Source organism: Soonwooa purpurea (genome assembly GCF_053891095.1).
The window spans coordinates 129,928-147,118 of record NZ_JBSSMA010000005.1 but is presented as its reverse complement, the minus strand read 5'-3'; the positions used below and the strand labels follow the sequence as shown (position 1 = coordinate 147,118).

13 protein-coding genes are annotated in these 17,191 nt (G+C 34.5%); all 13 read right to left on the bottom strand.

Translation table 11 applies throughout. The features are described from left to right. Nucleotides 1–13: 13 nt before the first annotated feature. The 13 genes from sucD to ACVFVN_RS06510 all read right to left on the bottom strand — a co-directional run bounded on the left by sucD (nt 14) and on the right by ACVFVN_RS06510 (nt 17,140). Nucleotides 14–886 carry a succinate--CoA ligase subunit alpha gene (sucD, locus tag ACVFVN_RS06570; RefSeq protein WP_456234685.1) on the bottom strand — a complete coding sequence of 291 codons (873 nt, stop codon included), beginning with the start codon at nt 884–886 and terminating at the stop codon, nt 14–16. Nucleotides 887–991: 105 nt separating this feature from the next. Beyond that, nucleotides 992–1,891: an LpxD N-terminal domain-containing protein gene (locus ACVFVN_RS06565; RefSeq protein ID WP_456234684.1), complete on the bottom strand. Its 900-nt coding sequence runs from the start codon at nt 1,889–1,891 to the stop codon at nt 992–994. Between the two features lie 52 nt (nt 1,892–1,943). Continuing rightward, nucleotides 1,944–2,507 (bottom strand): elongation factor P, encoded by a 564-nt coding sequence (gene efp / locus ACVFVN_RS06560; RefSeq protein WP_165137335.1) that lies wholly within the window; start codon nt 2,505–2,507, stop codon nt 1,944–1,946. Between the two features lie 29 nt (nt 2,508–2,536). Beyond that, nucleotides 2,537–3,325: an acyl-ACP--UDP-N-acetylglucosamine O-acyltransferase gene (lpxA, locus tag ACVFVN_RS06555; protein WP_165137332.1), complete on the bottom strand. Its 789-nt coding sequence runs from the start codon at nt 3,323–3,325 to the stop codon at nt 2,537–2,539. Beyond that, nucleotides 3,326–4,723 (bottom strand): bifunctional UDP-3-O-[3-hydroxymyristoyl] N-acetylglucosamine deacetylase/3-hydroxyacyl-ACP dehydratase, encoded by a 1,398-nt coding sequence (locus tag ACVFVN_RS06550; RefSeq protein WP_165137329.1) that lies wholly within the window; start codon nt 4,721–4,723, stop codon nt 3,326–3,328. It lies immediately after the preceding gene. Between the two features lie 25 nt (nt 4,724–4,748). Beyond that, nucleotides 4,749–5,768, bottom strand: a complete 1,020-nt coding sequence (lpxD, locus tag ACVFVN_RS06545) for a UDP-3-O-(3-hydroxymyristoyl)glucosamine N-acyltransferase (protein ID WP_165137326.1) — start codon at nt 5,766–5,768, stop codon at nt 4,749–4,751. A gap of 247 nt (nt 5,769–6,015) precedes the next feature. Further along, nucleotides 6,016–7,230: an HD domain-containing protein gene (locus tag ACVFVN_RS06540; protein ID WP_456234683.1), complete on the bottom strand. Its 1,215-nt coding sequence runs from the start codon at nt 7,228–7,230 to the stop codon at nt 6,016–6,018. A 43-nt stretch (nt 7,231–7,273) separates the two neighbouring features. Beyond that, a complete protein-coding gene (locus tag ACVFVN_RS06535; RefSeq protein ID WP_456234682.1) occupies nt 7,274–8,119 on the bottom strand; it encodes a diacylglycerol/lipid kinase family protein in 846 nt (281 codons plus the stop codon). A 73-nt stretch (nt 8,120–8,192) separates the two neighbouring features. Beyond that, nucleotides 8,193–8,987 carry a DUF3298 domain-containing protein gene (locus ACVFVN_RS06530; protein WP_456234681.1) on the bottom strand — a complete coding sequence of 265 codons (795 nt, stop codon included), beginning with the start codon at nt 8,985–8,987 and terminating at the stop codon, nt 8,193–8,195. Between the two features lie 85 nt (nt 8,988–9,072). Further along, a complete protein-coding gene (gyrB, locus tag ACVFVN_RS06525; protein WP_456234680.1) occupies nt 9,073–11,007 on the bottom strand; it encodes a DNA topoisomerase (ATP-hydrolyzing) subunit B in 1,935 nt (644 codons plus the stop codon). 193 nt (nt 11,008–11,200) lie between these two features. Continuing rightward, nucleotides 11,201–11,959 (bottom strand): LytR/AlgR family response regulator transcription factor, encoded by a 759-nt coding sequence (locus tag ACVFVN_RS06520; RefSeq protein ID WP_165137311.1) that lies wholly within the window; start codon nt 11,957–11,959, stop codon nt 11,201–11,203. Continuing rightward, nucleotides 11,952–14,795 carry a sensor histidine kinase gene (locus tag ACVFVN_RS06515; protein ID WP_228455874.1) on the bottom strand — a complete coding sequence of 948 codons (2,844 nt, stop codon included), beginning with the start codon at nt 14,793–14,795 and terminating at the stop codon, nt 11,952–11,954. The genes ACVFVN_RS06520 and ACVFVN_RS06515 overlap by 8 nt, the downstream gene beginning before the upstream one ends. 164 nt (nt 14,796–14,959) lie before the next feature. Continuing rightward, nucleotides 14,960–17,140: a LamG domain-containing protein gene (locus ACVFVN_RS06510; protein ID WP_165137300.1), complete on the bottom strand. Its 2,181-nt coding sequence runs from the start codon at nt 17,138–17,140 to the stop codon at nt 14,960–14,962. Nucleotides 17,141–17,191 lie beyond the last annotated feature (51 nt).

Here is a 17,191-nt window from a genome sequence, read left to right as displayed (position 1 = left end):
TTTTTGTAATAATTTATCCTAAAACTTTAGCTACTGTTGCGCCAATCTCAGCAGGAGAATCTACTACATTGATACCGCATTCTGCCATAATTGCCATTTTAGCTTGTGCTGTATCTTCAGCACCACCCACGATCGCTCCAGCGTGTCCCATAGTTCTTCCTTTAGGTGCAGTTTGTCCAGCGATGAAACCTACAACTGGTTTTTTTGAGCCGCTGTCTCTGTACCATCTTGCTGCTTCTGCTTCTAGAGATCCACCAATTTCTCCAATCATAACTACTGCTTCTGTTTCTGGATCGTTGATGAATAATTCTAAAGCTTCTTTCGTTGTTGTTCCGATAATTGGGTCACCACCAATACCGATTGCCGTAGAAACACCGTAACCTGCTTTTACAACTTGGTCTGCAGCTTCATAAGTTAAAGTACCAGATTTAGAAACGATACCGACTTTTCCTTTTTTGAAAACGAAACCTGGCATAATGCCGATTTTAGCTTCATCAGAAGTAATGATACCTGGGCAGTTAGGTCCAATAAGACGTGCATCTTTATCGTTGATATATTCTTTAACTTTTACCATGTCCGCAACAGGAATTCCTTCTGTAATACAAACGATAACTTTGATACCAGCTTCAGCTGCTTCCATAATAGCATCTGCGGCAAATGCTGGTGGTACAAAGATAATACTAACGTTAGCGCCTGCTTTTGCAACCGCATCTGCCACTGTATTGAATACTGGTCTACCTAGATGCTCTGTTCCACCTTTTCCTGGTGTTACCCCACCAACAACGTTAGTTCCGTATTCAATCATTTGACCTGCATGGAACGTTCCTTCGTTACCTGTAAAACCTTGTACGATTACCTTAGAATCCTTGTTTACTAATACTGACATTTTATTTTTATTTTTTTAAATTTTCAATGATTTTGATAAAACACAAAAATAGTTAATATTCTTGAAAATTGAATACTGATTTTTGTTTTTTCTCTTAGAATTAATTTAGAGATTGCGGAGCTTAACTTCTTTTTTTAAATAATCTCGGAATTCTTCTGCAATAGCGCCAAAATAAGTTCCCTTTTTAAGATTTCTGTTAACGCCTGTTTTGGCCAATAACACCGTACCAGATTCTATTGTAAGCCCAGACGCCATACCAACCTGTCCCCAAATTGTAACATCATCTTCTATAATACAACAACCCGCAATCCCCGTCTGAGAAGCTATTAAGCATCTTTTCCCGATTACTGTATCGTGGCCAATCTGGATTTGGTTATCCAAAATACTGCCCTCTCCTATTACGGTAATATCTGTCACACCACGATCAATCGTACAACCTACACCAATCTGAACATTGTCTTCAATAACAACATTGCCTACGGAGATTAATCGATCATAGTTGCCATAAAGTTTTCTGTAGTAAAAAGCATTGCCACCCAAAACTGTATTGGCTTGGATAAAGACATTATCTCCGATAACCGTATCATCACCAATGACAACATTAGGATAAATAATGCAATTTTTTCCGATTTTAACATTATTGCCGATTACGACACTTGGATGAATTTTTGAATTTTCACCAATCTCTGGTTTTGAAATATCACCAAAAAAGTCTGAAATTGTCGAAAAATGAAGATTAATTTTATTAAAATCTCTGAAAGGATCATCAGAAATTAAAAGTGCTTTACCTTCTGGACAGTCAACTTCTTTATCGATTAGAATAATCGTCGCCTCCGAGTTGAGTGCTTTATCATAATATTTGGGATGGTTGACAAAGACAATTTCACCAGCTTTAACACGGTGAATTTCATTAGTTCCTAAAATTTTAAAATCATCGGAACCTATATATTTAGCTTGAATAAAATCAGCAATAGACTTAAGCGTCTGTGGTTGGCTAAAGGTCATCTCTTTTATTTTATAAAAAAAGCGTTTTGATTTCCAAAACGCTTTACAATATTTATTTTACACGTTCGATGTAGGAGCCATCTTCCGTATTAACTTTAATCTTATCACCTGCTTCGATAAACAACGGAACCAAAACTCTAGCTCCTGTTTCTACGATAGCATTTTTAAGAGCGTTGGTAGCTGTGTTACCTTTAACTCCTGGATCGGCTTCTACAACATCCAAAAATACTGTTAGTGGTATCTCCGCAGAAAGTGGCGTTTCGTCAGCTTCTTTCAAGATAATCGTCACTTCTTCACCTGCTTTCATGAATTGTGCGTTTTCAATCATTTCTTTGTTGATGTAGATTTGAGAGAAATCATCGTTGTTCATGAAGTGGAAACCGTTTTCGTCATCATAAAGGTATTGAAACTTTCTAGTAATTACTTTAACTTCATCAATTTTGTGACCTGCAGAAAAAGTGTTATCAAGAACTTTTCCGTTGGTTACGCTTTTAAGTTTTGTTCTTACGAAAGCTGGACCTTTTCCTGGTTTTACGTGTTGAAAATCGATAATCTTGTAAATGTCGTTGCTGTATTCAATACAAAGACCTTTTCTAATATCAGCTGTTGTTGCCATTAATATTTAATAATTTCTTGTTTGTTAATTTATTCTTTAGAAGAACCATAGCCTTTAACGATACCTCTTGGCGAGTTTTGGATAAATGTGATAATCTCGTCGCGTTCGGCGGTTGGTAACATTTCTTTCTCGATATGCTCTATTGCTTGTGTGGTATTCATCTTCATTTGGAAAATGGCACGATAAATTTTCTGAATTTCAAAAATTTTATCATTGCTAAATCCTCTTCTTCTAAGTCCTACAGAGTTAATTCCGGCATAGGAAATGGGATCTCTCGCAACTTTTACATATGGTGGAATATCTTTCCGAATCAATGATCCGCCTGATATCATCACATGTTTTCCGATTTTACCGAATTGTTGTACCGCACTTAGTCCGCCCATTACAACAAAATCTCCAATCTCAACATGCCCTGCAATACCACACGCATTAGCGATTATCACATTGTTCCCAAGGACACAATCATGAGCTACATGGGCTGTTGCCATAATGAGGCAATCGTTACCCACCTTGGTATAGCCTAATGCTTTTGTACCGCGGTTAACAGTGACTGCTTCTCGGATAACGGTGTTGTCTCCGATATATACAAAAGTATCCTCACCATCGAATTTTAGGTCTTGGGGAATACCTCCTAGGACAGCTCCTGGAAAAACTTTACAATTTTTACCAATTCTGGTTCCATCCATTATGGTGACATTTGATCCAATCCAAGTTCCTTCTCCAATTTCTACATCTCCGGCTATTGTTGTGAAAGGTTCTACAACTACGTTTTTACCTATTTTTGCACGTTTGTCGACGACTGCTAACTGATGTACCATTTAGTCTATTTTATTTTTTGCAACTTGTGCCATAAGTTCTGCTTCCAATGCTACTGTATCACCAACATAGCCATAACCTTGCATATGAACTATTCCGCGTCTGATAGGCTCTATCAATTCAATTTTAAAAATTAAAGTATCTCCTGGAACTACTTTTCTCTTGAATTTTACTTTGTCTATTTTTATAAAATAAGTTGAATAGTTTTCTGGATCTGGCACGCTTGCTAATACCAAAATCCCTCCCGCTTGTGCCAAAGCTTCTACTTGTAAAACACCTGGCATTACTGGTTCTTTAGGAAAATGTCCCACAAAGAAAGGCTCGTTCATGGTTACATTTTTAAGACCTACAACGTGGGTATCGGATAATTCTAAAACCTTATCTAGTAACAAAAACGGTGGTCGGTGTGGCATTAATTTCATAATACCATTAATATCAAAAACGGGTTCTTTTGTTAAATCAAAATCTGGAACGTTTTTCTTTTTTTGTAATTTCCATTGTCTGTTAAGTTTCTTAGCAAACTGGGTGTTAACAAAATGTCCAGGTTTGTTTGCGATAACACGGCCTTTAATTTTGACACCTACCAAAGCTAAATCGCCAATAACATCCAAAAGTTTGTGACGGGCAGCTTCGTTAGGAAAATTAAGATTTAGGTTATCCAAAATCCCATTTGGACGAATAGAAACATCATCTTTACCGAAAGCTACTTTTAACTTTTCTGTGGTTTCTGGTGTTAATTCTTTATCAACATATACGATTGCATTGCTGATATCACCACCTTTGATAAGGTTATGATCTAATAATTGTTCTAGCTCATGCAAAAAACTAAAAGTTCTTGCTGAAGAAATTTCGTCTTTGAACTCAGAAATATTTTTAAGACTTGCATTTTGCGTTCCTAAAACTTTTGTGCCAAAGTCAACCATTGTTGTGACTTCGTAGTTTTCGGAAGGTATAATGGTAATTTCGGAACCTGAGTTGGTGTCAACATAGCTCAAGACTTCTTTGATTACCAAATATTCTCTCACTGCATTTTGTTCTTCAATACCTGCTTTTTCGATCGCTTCTACAAAATATTTTGAAGATCCATCTAAAATTGGTGGTTCCGAGCTGTCCATCTCCATAATAACATTGTCAAGATCCATCCCGACTAATGCTGCTAAAAGATGTTCGCAAGTATGGATTTTTACGCCTAATTTTTCTAGGGTTGTACCGCGCTCTGTCGTTGTTACATAATTGACATCTGCTTCTACTTGTGGACGACCTTCTAGGTCTGTCCTTACAAACACAAAACCTGTATTTTCTTTTGCAGGTTTTATGGTAAGATTAACTTCTTTTCCTGTGTGTAGTCCTATACCCGAGAGCTGAATGTCCTCTTGTATAGTTTTTTGTTTATCACTCATTACAAAGATATTTTTTTAACAAATTTTATTTTTTGTTATTTTCTAAATTATTAATTCTTTCAACGATGTCAGTAAAGTTTCTAAAATGAACATAACTTCTACGGTAGTCACCTGCCAAAATCGCCGGAGAACCATAAAGTATTTCTTTATCTTTCACATTACTATTTACGCCACTTTGCGCTTGGATTTTAACTTGATTTCCAATTTCGATATGTCCAACAATTCCGACTTGACCGCCAATCTGGTTCCAATCTCCAATTTTGGTAGAGCCTGCAATCCCAGCTTGTGCTGCAATAACATTGTTTTGGCCAATTCTCACATTATGAGCAATCTGAATAAGGTTATCGATCTTGGTACCTTTTCCAATAATGGTTGAACCAATTGTCGCCCTGTCAATGCTACAATTAGATCCTATCTCAACATCATCTTCTATGATAACATTTCCTAATTGTGGAATTTTTTTAAAACCTTCAGCACTTAGTTGAAAACCAAAACCATCACCACCTATCACTGTATTAGAATGTACAATACAGTTATCACCGATGATGCAACCGTCATATATCCGAGCGCCTGAATCGATTTTGCAATTTTTTCCAATTTTCACTGCTTTTCCGATATATACTTGTGGATAGATTTGGGTATTATCGCCGATAACAGCTTTGTCAGAAATATACGTAAACGCACCGATATAAACATCCGAACCCACCACTGCAGAATGGCTAATATTGGAAGGTTGTTCTATTCCGGACTTTTTCTTTTTGAGATCGTTATAAAGATTCATAAGAACCTGAAAAGACAAGTATGCATCTTCCACAACAATAATAACTGAAGGATAAGTATGGTCTGGCTTTAACAGTTTTTCTGAAACTATCAGTACTGAACAGTCTGTTGTATCAATAAAATGAGCAAAACGCTCTTGTGCAATAAAAGATAAATGACCTTTTTGGCCATCTTCTATAGGAGAAACGCCAGTAATAATTGTTGACTTATCACCGATGATTCTACCATTAATAAAGTTTGCAATTTGCTCTACAGTAAATTCCATATCGTGCAAAGATAATAATTTCTGTTTTATGAGTACTAGAAAATTATTTTTTTTACAAAATTGTCAAATCTTGATTATTTTTAATTTAACAAGACCAATCGTACTGAACAATTGCGATAGGGATAGCAGCGGCATCCTTTTTTGAAAGGACTTGCGAAGCTAAAGTCTTTGCAAAAAAGATACAGCGAATAGCCCGGTCTTGCAAAAAGCCTTGGAAATGCTTAGGATTTGCAAGAATCGCCCAAATTTATAAAATCTCTCTTGGGAAAGACAATATATATTTCGTGTTCGGTTGATTAATGAAAGACGAAAGTATTTGGTTTTCAGAATCTTCCAATTTTAACTTTTTCCCGGATTTATCCAGAAGAAATATCGGTTGTTTTTCGGTGTCATAAGGCAGCAAACTTCTCGAAATTTGATCGACCAATTCGTGTCCATTATCGATGTTAAAAAAACGATTGGTTTTCTCAATTTTGGTCTGTATAAAATCTTCTGAGAAATATTGTGAGGAGGACATCGTCTTCGGAAAATTACGATAGATAACGGTTTTGCAAAGATAAGACAATACAAAATCATCGGATTCTGTCCAAGCTTTTATTGCCTGAAAAACATCCATATCGTCGAGCATTGTAAAGTTTTTGATATTGAGTTCGTTCTGTTCTTCGAAATGTTGGTTTTCCAAAAAATATTTAAGATACTTCGGCGCATCCAAGTCTTTTTTTTCTGAAACCAAAGCTTTGGCTCGGCCTAAAATTTTGACCAACAGATGTTCTGATAAAGCCGCGGTTTTGTGATAATAAACCTGCCAATACATGAACATTCTTGCCGTTAAATAATTCTCTATGGAATAAATGCCTTTGGAATCGACCACCAACTCATCGTTGCTAACATTAAGCATCGAAATAATACGCTGTGTATTAACATTACCCTCGGCAACGCCCGTGTAGAAGCTATCTCGTTTGAGGTAATCCAAACGATCAACATCCAATTGTGATGAAATCAATTGGTTGAAAAACTTACGAGAATACTGACCTTTGAACATTTCTATCGCCAAACTAAGTTCACCAGAAAATTCTTCGTTTAGTTTTGTCATCAACAGCAAAGACAATTTTTCGTGATGCCAATTATCCATCAATCGGTTTTCTAAAGCGTGAGAAAAAGGTCCATGTCCAACATCGTGTAACAAAATCGCCAACAATGCCGCTTTTTCTTCTTCTTTAGAAACAGAAACACCTTTTAATTTTAAAGTTTCTAATGCTGTAAACATCAAATGCATCGCGCCCAAAGCATGATGAAAGCGCGTATGTTTTGCCCCTGGAAATACCAAAGACAATAATCCCGTTTGAGAAATTCTGCGGAGTCTTTGGAAGTAATGATGTTCGATAACATCATAAAGAATCTCATGTGGAATTTTTATAAAACCATGGACTGGATCGTTGATAATTTTGAGTTTGTTGCGCATAGAAAGGCTTTGTCGCTCAAAGATACAGCTTTTGACTAAAATTCTATATTAATATTCGTAAACTTTGGGGAAGCACTCGGATGTGGATTGGAGATTTTATTCTATAATATTCGCCATCGAGATGCCATGCTTCGGAATCGACAGAAAACGAAATTTCGGAAGTCGAAATGTATTGCAAATATTTGCCTGGTTTTAAGCTTTTAGTAAACATTTGATAAGCAAAGGTTAATCCTGCTGGCAGCGGAAACTTTTTTACCAAAGCCAATTCGACTTTACCATCGGACATATCGGCTTGTGGTGCGATATAAGCATTGTTCCCAAACTGTCGTGTGTTGGCAACATTAACCATCATATATTCGCCATCGAAGTTTTTATATTTTTCTTCAAACTTGACTTTAATAGGTTTAAATTTAAAATACTTCTCAACAGTGATTTTGATGTAGTTGCTAAAACCACGTTTGGAATGTTCAAAACCTTCGATAATATTTCCGTCCAAGCCAACACCAGAAACATTTATCGATAAATTATTATTTATCATAAATGAATCTACTAACTTGAATTCTCGTTTTTCTAATTTTTTTAAAAGTTTATCAATGTTTTTAGAAAAGTTGGTTTCATTAGAAAAACCATTACCCGAACCTGCTGGAAAAACAGCTAAAATTTTATCTGTATTTACCAACTTACTCGCTACTGTAGAGATCGTCCCATCGCCGCCAATAGCTACAAAAACATCTACATCGTCCCAGTTTTCTTTTATAAAATTAAAACTATCTTCGATAGATTTTGACACCAAAACTAAAGGATTTTCAACTTTGGATTTAAGCCCTGTCAAAAAGTTTTGATAATTTTTTTTTGCTGAAAAAGGATTAATGATATACGCTGTTTTCATGTAATATTTAATAAAAAACTCCGAATAATCGGAGTTTGACGTATTGCAAAGTTAAGTTAAATTTATTTAAATATTAATGCGCAATTCGTTGTAAAAATTCTGGCCTCAAATAATCTTTGATGTCGTCATATTGCAAGCTTATATACACCAAACCTGCTGCATAAGCGGTAATTTCGTATTGATTATAAACAAAAGTGATGCTGTTATTTCCGAAATAGAAATTATGGTTCAGCGGAATCGTCTTCTCGAGCAACATCGCTTTTTGATCATCTTTATCATTTTTTATAAAACTGTCCATCAACATTTTTTCCCAAGCTTTATCTTTTGGATTTTTCACCACATCTTCCAGATTAATACTTTTTTTATTTTTAAGGTCAAAAACTTTATAAATTTCATTATAAAATCCATGTGCGCCGCCTGTATAACCGCTTGTTGTATAACGCAAAGTCAATACATCGGACTGATTGCTAAACACAGTCATGTTAGACGTATTATCCCAAGTTTGACGAGAAGAGGGCTCGTAATCTGCGTTGTCAAAACCTTTGTAGAAGTCGGTTCTGTCTTGTTCTAATGTTAATTTTAAAGCATCTTGAGAAAAGTCTTTTGCCTTGAGGCCGGTTGGGATATAGATGCTGTCGAGAAGACTTTTATCTTCGATGCCTGGAAAAACCAAAATCGAATTTTCATAAGCCAACGTGATATTGGCTGACTTTTTAATAGAATCCGAAATTTTGATTGAATCAACGGCGAAAGATTTTCCTGTAGCGACAGAATCTTTTGTGTTAACCTGAATCTGAGTGGCTTCTTTTTTTGTACAACTTGTAAATGCAAGCATAGAAATAGCAAAGATTGTAAACAAATTTTTCATATAATATTTTTTTTCGTTTGACAACAAAAAACCTTCCAAAACAGGAAGGTTTAGTATAAATTTTATTTTTAAGTTTAAAATTTAATTAAACATCGATACGTGCATAAACTGCATTTTTTTCGATAAACTCTCTTCTTGGTGGCACCTCATCGCCCATTAACATTGAGAAAACACTATCTGCTTCTACAGCATTTTCGATTGTAATTTGCTTAAGCGTTCTATGTTCTGGATTAAGCGTTGTGTCCCAAAGCTGCTCAGGATTCATTTCCCCAAGACCTTTGTAACGTTGTACTTCTACACCTTTTCCGTCTGGTGACATTTCTAGCGTAATTTCTTCACGTTCTTTTTCGTTGTACGCGTAGATTTTTTTGTTACCTTTTTTCAACAAATACAAAGGTGGTTGAGCGATATAGACATATCCATTCTCAATCAATTCTTTCATATACCTAAAGAAGAATGTCAAAATCAACGTCGAAATGTGAGATCCATCGATATCGGCATCGGTCATAATCACAATTTTATGATAACGAAGTTTTGTTAAATTCAAAGCTTTTGAATCTTCCTCAGTACCCACGCTTACACCTAATGCTGTATAGATATTTTTGATTTCGTCGTTGTCATATACTTTGTGAAGCATCGATTTTTCAACATTCAAAATTTTACCTCTCAAAGGAAGAATAGCTTGGAAATGACGGTCACGACCTTGTTTAGCTGTTCCACCCGCAGAATCTCCCTCCACTAGGAATAATTCTGATTCTGCTGGATCTTTCGAAGAACAATCTGACAATTTTCCTGGAAGTCCAGAACCGCCCATTGGCGATTTACGTTGAACCATTTCTCTCGCTTTCTTAGCTGCTTGACGTGCTTTTGCTGCCAAAACAACTTTCTGAACGATTGTTTTAGCTTCAGATGGGTTTTCTTCTAGGAAGTTCGTTAGCATTTCACCAACGATTTTATCAACCGCACCCGAAACTTCTGAGTTACCTAATTTGGTTTTCGTTTGCCCTTCAAATTGAGGTTCCATAACTTTAACAGAAATAACTGCTGTAAGTCCTTCACGGAAGTCATCTCCTGTTACTTCTACTTTTTCTTTTGCTGGTAAACCAAGTTCATCAGCATATTTTTTCAAAGTTCTTGTTAATGCTCTACGGAAACCAGCTAAATGCGTTCCTCCCTCATGTGTATTAATATTGTTAACATACGAGTGAAGGTTTTCATTAAACGACGTGTTATAACGCATTGCCACTTCTACAGGAATCCCTTCTCGATCACCTTCCATGTAAATAACGTGTTCCATTATCGATTCACGATTTCCATCGATATATTCAACAAATTCTTTAAGACCACCTTCAGAATGGAAAACTTCATATTTGAAACTTCCATCTTCTAAAACTTGTCTTTCGTCTGTTAAAGTGATTTTAATTCCTTTATTTAAATAAGAAAGTTCTCTTAAACGATTTGCTAATGTATCGTAATTGTAAACCAAATCAGTGAAAATTGTATCATCCGGCTGGAAGAACTGCATCGTTCCACGCTTGTCAGTATTTCCTACTTGCTTAACATCTTCTAGAGCTTTTCCTCTTTGATAATGTTGTTGATACACATTTCCGTCCCGGAAAACCGTCGTAATCATGTCGTTAGAAAGCGCGTTAACACACGATACCCCAACGCCATGTAAACCTCCCGAAACTTTATACGAATCTTTATCGAACTTCCCTCCTGCTCCAATTTTGGTCATTACAACCTCCAAAGCTGATTTTTGCTCCTTTTCGTGAAAGTCAACCGGAATACCACGACCATTATCGGTCACCTCGATTCCGTTGCCTTCTTTGATGGTTACCGTAATTGTATCACAATAACCTGCCAAAGCCTCATCAATAGAGTTGTCCACTACTTCATAAACCAAATGGTGAAGACCTCTAGTGCCCACATCACCAATGTACATCGAAGGACGCATACGTACGTGCTCCATTCCTTCCAATGCCTGAATACTACTTGCTGTATATTGTTTTTGACTCATATAAAATTTTTAATTTTTGCGCTGTGCAAAGACCTACAAATATCGTGAAAATTTTCGGGTTTTGAAAGTTTTTAGCATCCAAAAATTAGTTAAATAATATAGTCAACTTGCATAAATAAATTATATTTTAATAGATGAAATTTGACTTCAAAGTTATTCGATAATACCTTAAAATATCCCTTAGCATTATAAATTATTTCTTCATGAAATTCACTTTATTTAGTATTTCTTGTAACTTATCATTAGCAATGGGAATCCAATCGCCATTCAGAAATTCGATATATGCACCATCTTTTTTTCCCAAACTTCCTATATGGCTAAGATTAGCAATATAAGACCGATGGACACGCATCAAGCTGTTATTATCTTTAAAAAAGTCTTCAAAATATTTAAGATTACGGGAGACCAACAAATTTGTTCTGTCAGTTTTATTAATTGTCGTATAAGCTCCATCCCCTTTTAGATAGAGTATATCTTCGATATTCATAAAGATAATTTTTCCGGAAACTGGAATTGCAATCTTGTTATTAAAAGAATGTTCTAAATTGGTTTTGAGCGCAATCAAATTATCCGTTTGATTTTTTCGTTTCTGAAATAAAGCAACGGCGTTTTGCAAATCTTGCGGATTGATTGGTTTTAGTAAATAATCTACAGCCGATAATTTGAAGGCATTAATGGCGTAATTATTATAAGCAGTCACAAAAATAATTGAAAAATTAACTTCGGATTCATTAAAAAAATCTAAAAGTTCTAATCCACTATGACCAGGCATTTCGATATCTAGAAAGACCAGCGCAGGATTTTCTTTGCGAATAGTTTTCACACCTGCGGAAAGGCTTTTACATTCGGCAATTATTTTAATCTCAGGACAGAATTCTTCGACTAAAAGTTTTAGATTCATCCGAGCCCTTTCTTCGTCGTCAATTATTATTGCATTAATATCGTTACACATCACTTGATTTTATTTTTAAAAGGACTATAGTTCCTCGATTGTCATTTTTGTCAATATATTGTATGTTAATTTGGTATTGCTCGCTATGGTTAATCAACATTATTCGCTCTTCTAAGGATTGTGTTGCAAAAGATTTATGGTTTTTATTTTTTATAGCATTCAGTTCCATACTTCTTTTTCTTCCAATTCCGTTATCCTCAATTTTAATCATTAACATATCATTAAATTTATCAAAAGTAACTTCTAAATTCTTATTCGCATTTTTGTGTAAAAGCCCATGTTTTATGGCGTTTTCTACATAAGGCTGAATAAGCAAGGTAGGAATTGTAACATCTGAATTTTCCAATTGCTCATCTACAAAAATATTATACTGAAAATCATTATCGAATCTAGCTTTTTCCAAATCGAGGTAGACTTTTAGAGTTTCTATTTCTTCTTTTAAGGAGATGTTATCTCGGTCACTCATATCAAGGATAGATCGAGTTAATTTTGAAAATTTAGACAGATAGAATACGGCTTCCTTCTTTTCATTAGCCACAATATAAGATTGTAAAGTATTGAGTGCATTAAAGAAAAAATGAGGATTCATCTGGGATTTCAGAGATTTAAGTTTATTCTGATTGACTAATTTTTCTAAGTTTAGTTTTTCTATTTTTTTTGAATTTTCTAAGTTGATTCGTTTAATAATTGTTTTAAAAATGAAATAAATTCCAAAAATCAAAGCTATTCCCAAAAGTGCCAAAAACCACCATGTAAGATAAAAAGGAGGCGAAATATAAAATGAAATCTCTTTGCTAATAACTTCAGAATCTCGAACTATTTTTAAAACAACGTGGTGTTTGCCGCTAGAAATCGATGAAAAAACCAGACGTCTGTTAAGATTAGAAATCTTTTGCCAGTTAGAGTCGTCCATTTTATAATAAATCTCATATTGTGCATTGGGTGCTTCTGACTGAATATCAAAATTAATTTCAATATTATTTTGAGATGATTTCAGTTGGTCAAAATCCTTGTTGTGGATAATTTTGCCATTTGCCGTTATGTTATTTACAAATAACTTTAAAGGTTGAAAACCAAATGTATTAGTATAAGGAATATGAATAATCCCTTTATTAGTCGAAAAGAATAAACGATGCTGGAACTTTGCAATATCATTAATTTCTACATCTTTTGGGATGTGTAACGCCGGAATTATCTTTTGTTGTTGTGGCAAATAATTATAAACCACATTGTCTTTTATTAAATAAATGCTATCATCAATAATTTTAAATTTCTGAATTTTCGCATTTTCAAACTTATTAGGAAGTTTAATTTTATGAACTTTTCCTGAGTTTAACTCATATAAATTTTCATTTTGAGAAAGTAGATAGATTTTACCATCCAGATTTTCCATTTGGATAAAAACACTCTTAGTATCATTCGGAATATCTTTGGTAATGCCTTTATGATAACGTCTTATACCATAATTAGTCAAAAAATAAATGCTATTGTCTTTAGTATCTACAAAACAATTTTTACCGTTTTCTGAAGTCACCAATGGTATAAAGTAGATCCCATCTTGCGAATGTTGCTTTAATGCTCCGAACTCTTTGTCCCACTCACTTTTAAGTTTTGGATCGGTATAGATGATGCCATTCCAAGTACTGGCGCTAATCACATAATATTTGGCATCCAACTGCGCAATTTGCTTTACCGCAATAATATGTTCTAAAGTAGCGTGTTGAGATTTAATTATAAATTTTGAAGATGCAAAAAGAAGTCGGTTATTATTACGATCAACAAACAAAGGTGAAATCACATGATCTGTCTTACCTTTATAAATCCTTTGCACATTAAACAATTCATCTACACTAAAAATCTCATCGCGATTGGAGGAAAACAACAAGTTGTTTTGCTCATTTACCAAACGTATAGGAATCGTTGGTGTTGCAATAAAACCAGAGTTAAAATCCTCTACATACAACGCACCATTGGTTAATGTAGAAATCCAGAAATTACCGACTGCCGTTTTGGTAATAAAAGATATATTTGTTTCTGCAAAATAGTGTTTATAAGTATTATTCTGAGGATTGAATCGATATAAACCTTTGGTAGAACACAGCCAAATATCCTGATCGATAACATTGGCGTTTTGAGTAAATACGACATTAAAAGGCAAAGTCTTAAGACTATTTTCTCCGTTATTAATAACTAAATAACTTGGATCAAATTTAGAAAAAACATAAAGCTTTTTCCCATCTGTTGTGATTATTGGAGCTGTAATCTTTTTGGTGTAATCTGCGGGCAAAGTCAATTTCCTTAATTGATTTTGTGGATTAACCACGTGGATTTCTTCTCCAATCGTATAAAAACTATCTTCCAAAGCAACAGTTTGGATAGTTGTATGAAGATCTAACGGAATCTCTTTAAGCAACCGAAAACTGCTAATATCATAAATCCTAATGCCTTTTTTTCCCGCAATGTAAAGTTTATCATGAATTAGAGCGTACTTAAGAAAACCATTTGCTTTATAAGCCTTAAAGCTCTGTATCCGATTATCCTCTACAAAGAAAATATTGCCGTTAAAATCTTGAAACCAAATTCTTCCTTTTTTATCTTGATTAATATTTGAAACCGATTTTACCGTTACATCCACACTAGTAAAAGATTTGACCTCAACACCATCATATCGAAAAATGCCTTTGGCAGTCCCCAACCAGATAAAACCTTGCCTATCCTGCTTAACATCAAACACCATATCTGATGGCAAACCAGAGATTTTGTTGAGCGTAAAAGCATAAGGATTGGATTGTCCAAATAAGTATAAGGAGCAAAACAGAAAAAATAGAAATTTCAAGGCAATTGTTTTTCTCAAAATTATGAATTTTACTCAAACTTGATAACATGTTAATTACAGGCTTAAATTTATTCATTTTCTTTAGAAAAGACCGTCCAACTTTCGTTGGACAGTCTTCCAAAAAATATAAAAAAGTTATTAACTATTATTAAAGTATGATTAGCTTAGTCTTTAATAATTTTTATTAGTTTTTCAGACGTTTTAGTTTTAATAAAATAAACGCCACTTTTCAGATATGTTAAATCAACTTCTTTGGTTTTATCTTTTGTCAGAATTAATCTTCCGCTAGCGTCAAAAACCTGTATATCTGCAACTTCGCTTAATTGTGCAATTCCTTTTGTTGGATTTGGATACACTTCTATTTTTGTTTTTGATCCGATATTATTAGTTCCTAATGTAGAGCTACAATCTTCACTGTAATTAGCAATGCTGTCTTTTATGTAAGAAGTAGGATCTGTCCAGTTAGCAATACTGTAAGCAACATTATCAACTTGAACGCAGGTAAGATTTGGATTATTTTGAATGTAAAGATCCGATATGATACCGTTATTTCCATTCGCTAAATTTAAACTTGATAATTGCGAATTCTGACTGTCTATAACATATAATTGTGGATTTGAACTTAGATCTAAACTTGTTATTGGATTATCACTTGTCACCAATATAATTAAGGCTGAGTTTGTGCTTAGATTAATTTGGCTAATTTGATTTCTCGCAAAACCTAGATTGGATAAGGCTGTATTTGAACTTACATCTATGCTGGTTAAATGATTATCGTTCAAAACCAAATTGCTTAATCCCGTATTTGCACTTACATCTAAACTTGTTAATTGGTTCTCTTGAATGTACAAATTCCTCAAAGCTGTATTCGTACCCAAGTTAATGCTGGTTAATTGATTACGTGCGCAATCAACATTTGTCAAAGCTGTATTCGCGCTTAGGTCTAAAGTTGTTAAATTATTATCTCTTAAAAATAATTGTTTAATATTTTTAAAAGCTTCAATTCCTGTCATATTGTTGATGCCTTTTAACGAAAGTGCTAAATTTTCAGTAACTGCTTCCGCTTCCGTACATTGTATTTTGCCATCACCATTGGTGTCAATTGTAGGAGTATGGTTTAGTAGTGCAAATTTAAAATTACCATCAGGAATATTCACCTCACATGGAGCTGGTGCGCAATTGGTACTGTATGAAGCTCCCGCAGGAATGCTAAAATAAGTTCCTACCCAACTGGCTTGACTGTAATTAGGATTATCTACCTGAATGCAAGTAAGGTTATTATTTAAGTTCGAGAGCATTGTATTAAAATTCGTGTTATTCCCATTGGCAACATTCAAAGAAGTCAATTGATTACCTGTCACAGAAATGTGATTCAATCTTTTAAGGCTACTTACATCCACTTTACTTATATTATTATCTGCAGCCTGCAGTCCACCAAGATTTTTAAATGCCTCCAAACCTGTAAGATCGCTAATGTTTTTATTATTGAGTTTTAGAATTCCCTGAAAAGCTTCCGCTTCCAAACATTGAATTTTTCCGTCGTTATTAACATCTATTTTTGGAGTATTATAATTTAGTAATGCATTTTTGAAATTAGCATCAGGAATATTGACTACACAATTGGTAGGAAGCTCAGTTGAAAATAGTGATAAAATTTGTGCGTCTGAAAGTTGCTCCGTATATACTTTAATTTCATCGATGCTGCCGTAAAGCGAACTAGGGAAATTAGCATTAAATCCTGTAAAAAAAATGTCCGACGATGATGTAGATGGAAGACCTTGGAATGGACTTTTAACATTGATCACTTCAACACCGTTAAGGTAAACTTTCATCCTATGACTAGAACTCGGTCCATTCGTCCAACTGATTGCTATGTGATTCCAACCCGAAGTTGGGAAGTTGATAAAACTTTGTCCAGACGCAGAATTATTTGCATTGTTACCAAGATAAGACAAAAGCTGAATTCTTCCAGCACTATTGAGTCCCAACATTATTCCTTCTGAATAACTGTATCCACCATTGGACCAAAAAATCAGAGGTTTGTTAGTTCCAAAAGCACTTTGTCCTGTGCCTTCATGCTTGTACCAAAGCGATATAGTTCCGTTGGATAATAAAGCATTTTTTTGAGTAGTTGTTAAAGTAACTTTTAAAAAATCATGACCAGCAGCTAATTTGGCAGCTTTTGCTGCGTCATAACTTCTGTCTTCATCTAAACCAATTCCATTGTTTCCCATAGAAAAACCTGGAGAAACCAAAGTATTCGTAAATGAATGACTTAAAGCAGGAATTTGAGCCAAGGACATCTGCGCCAAGCAAGATCCAAAAATGAGTAATAGTTTTTTCATTGTTAAAATGTTTTAAATTTTGCCACAAAGAAAAAAACACCCTTACTATTT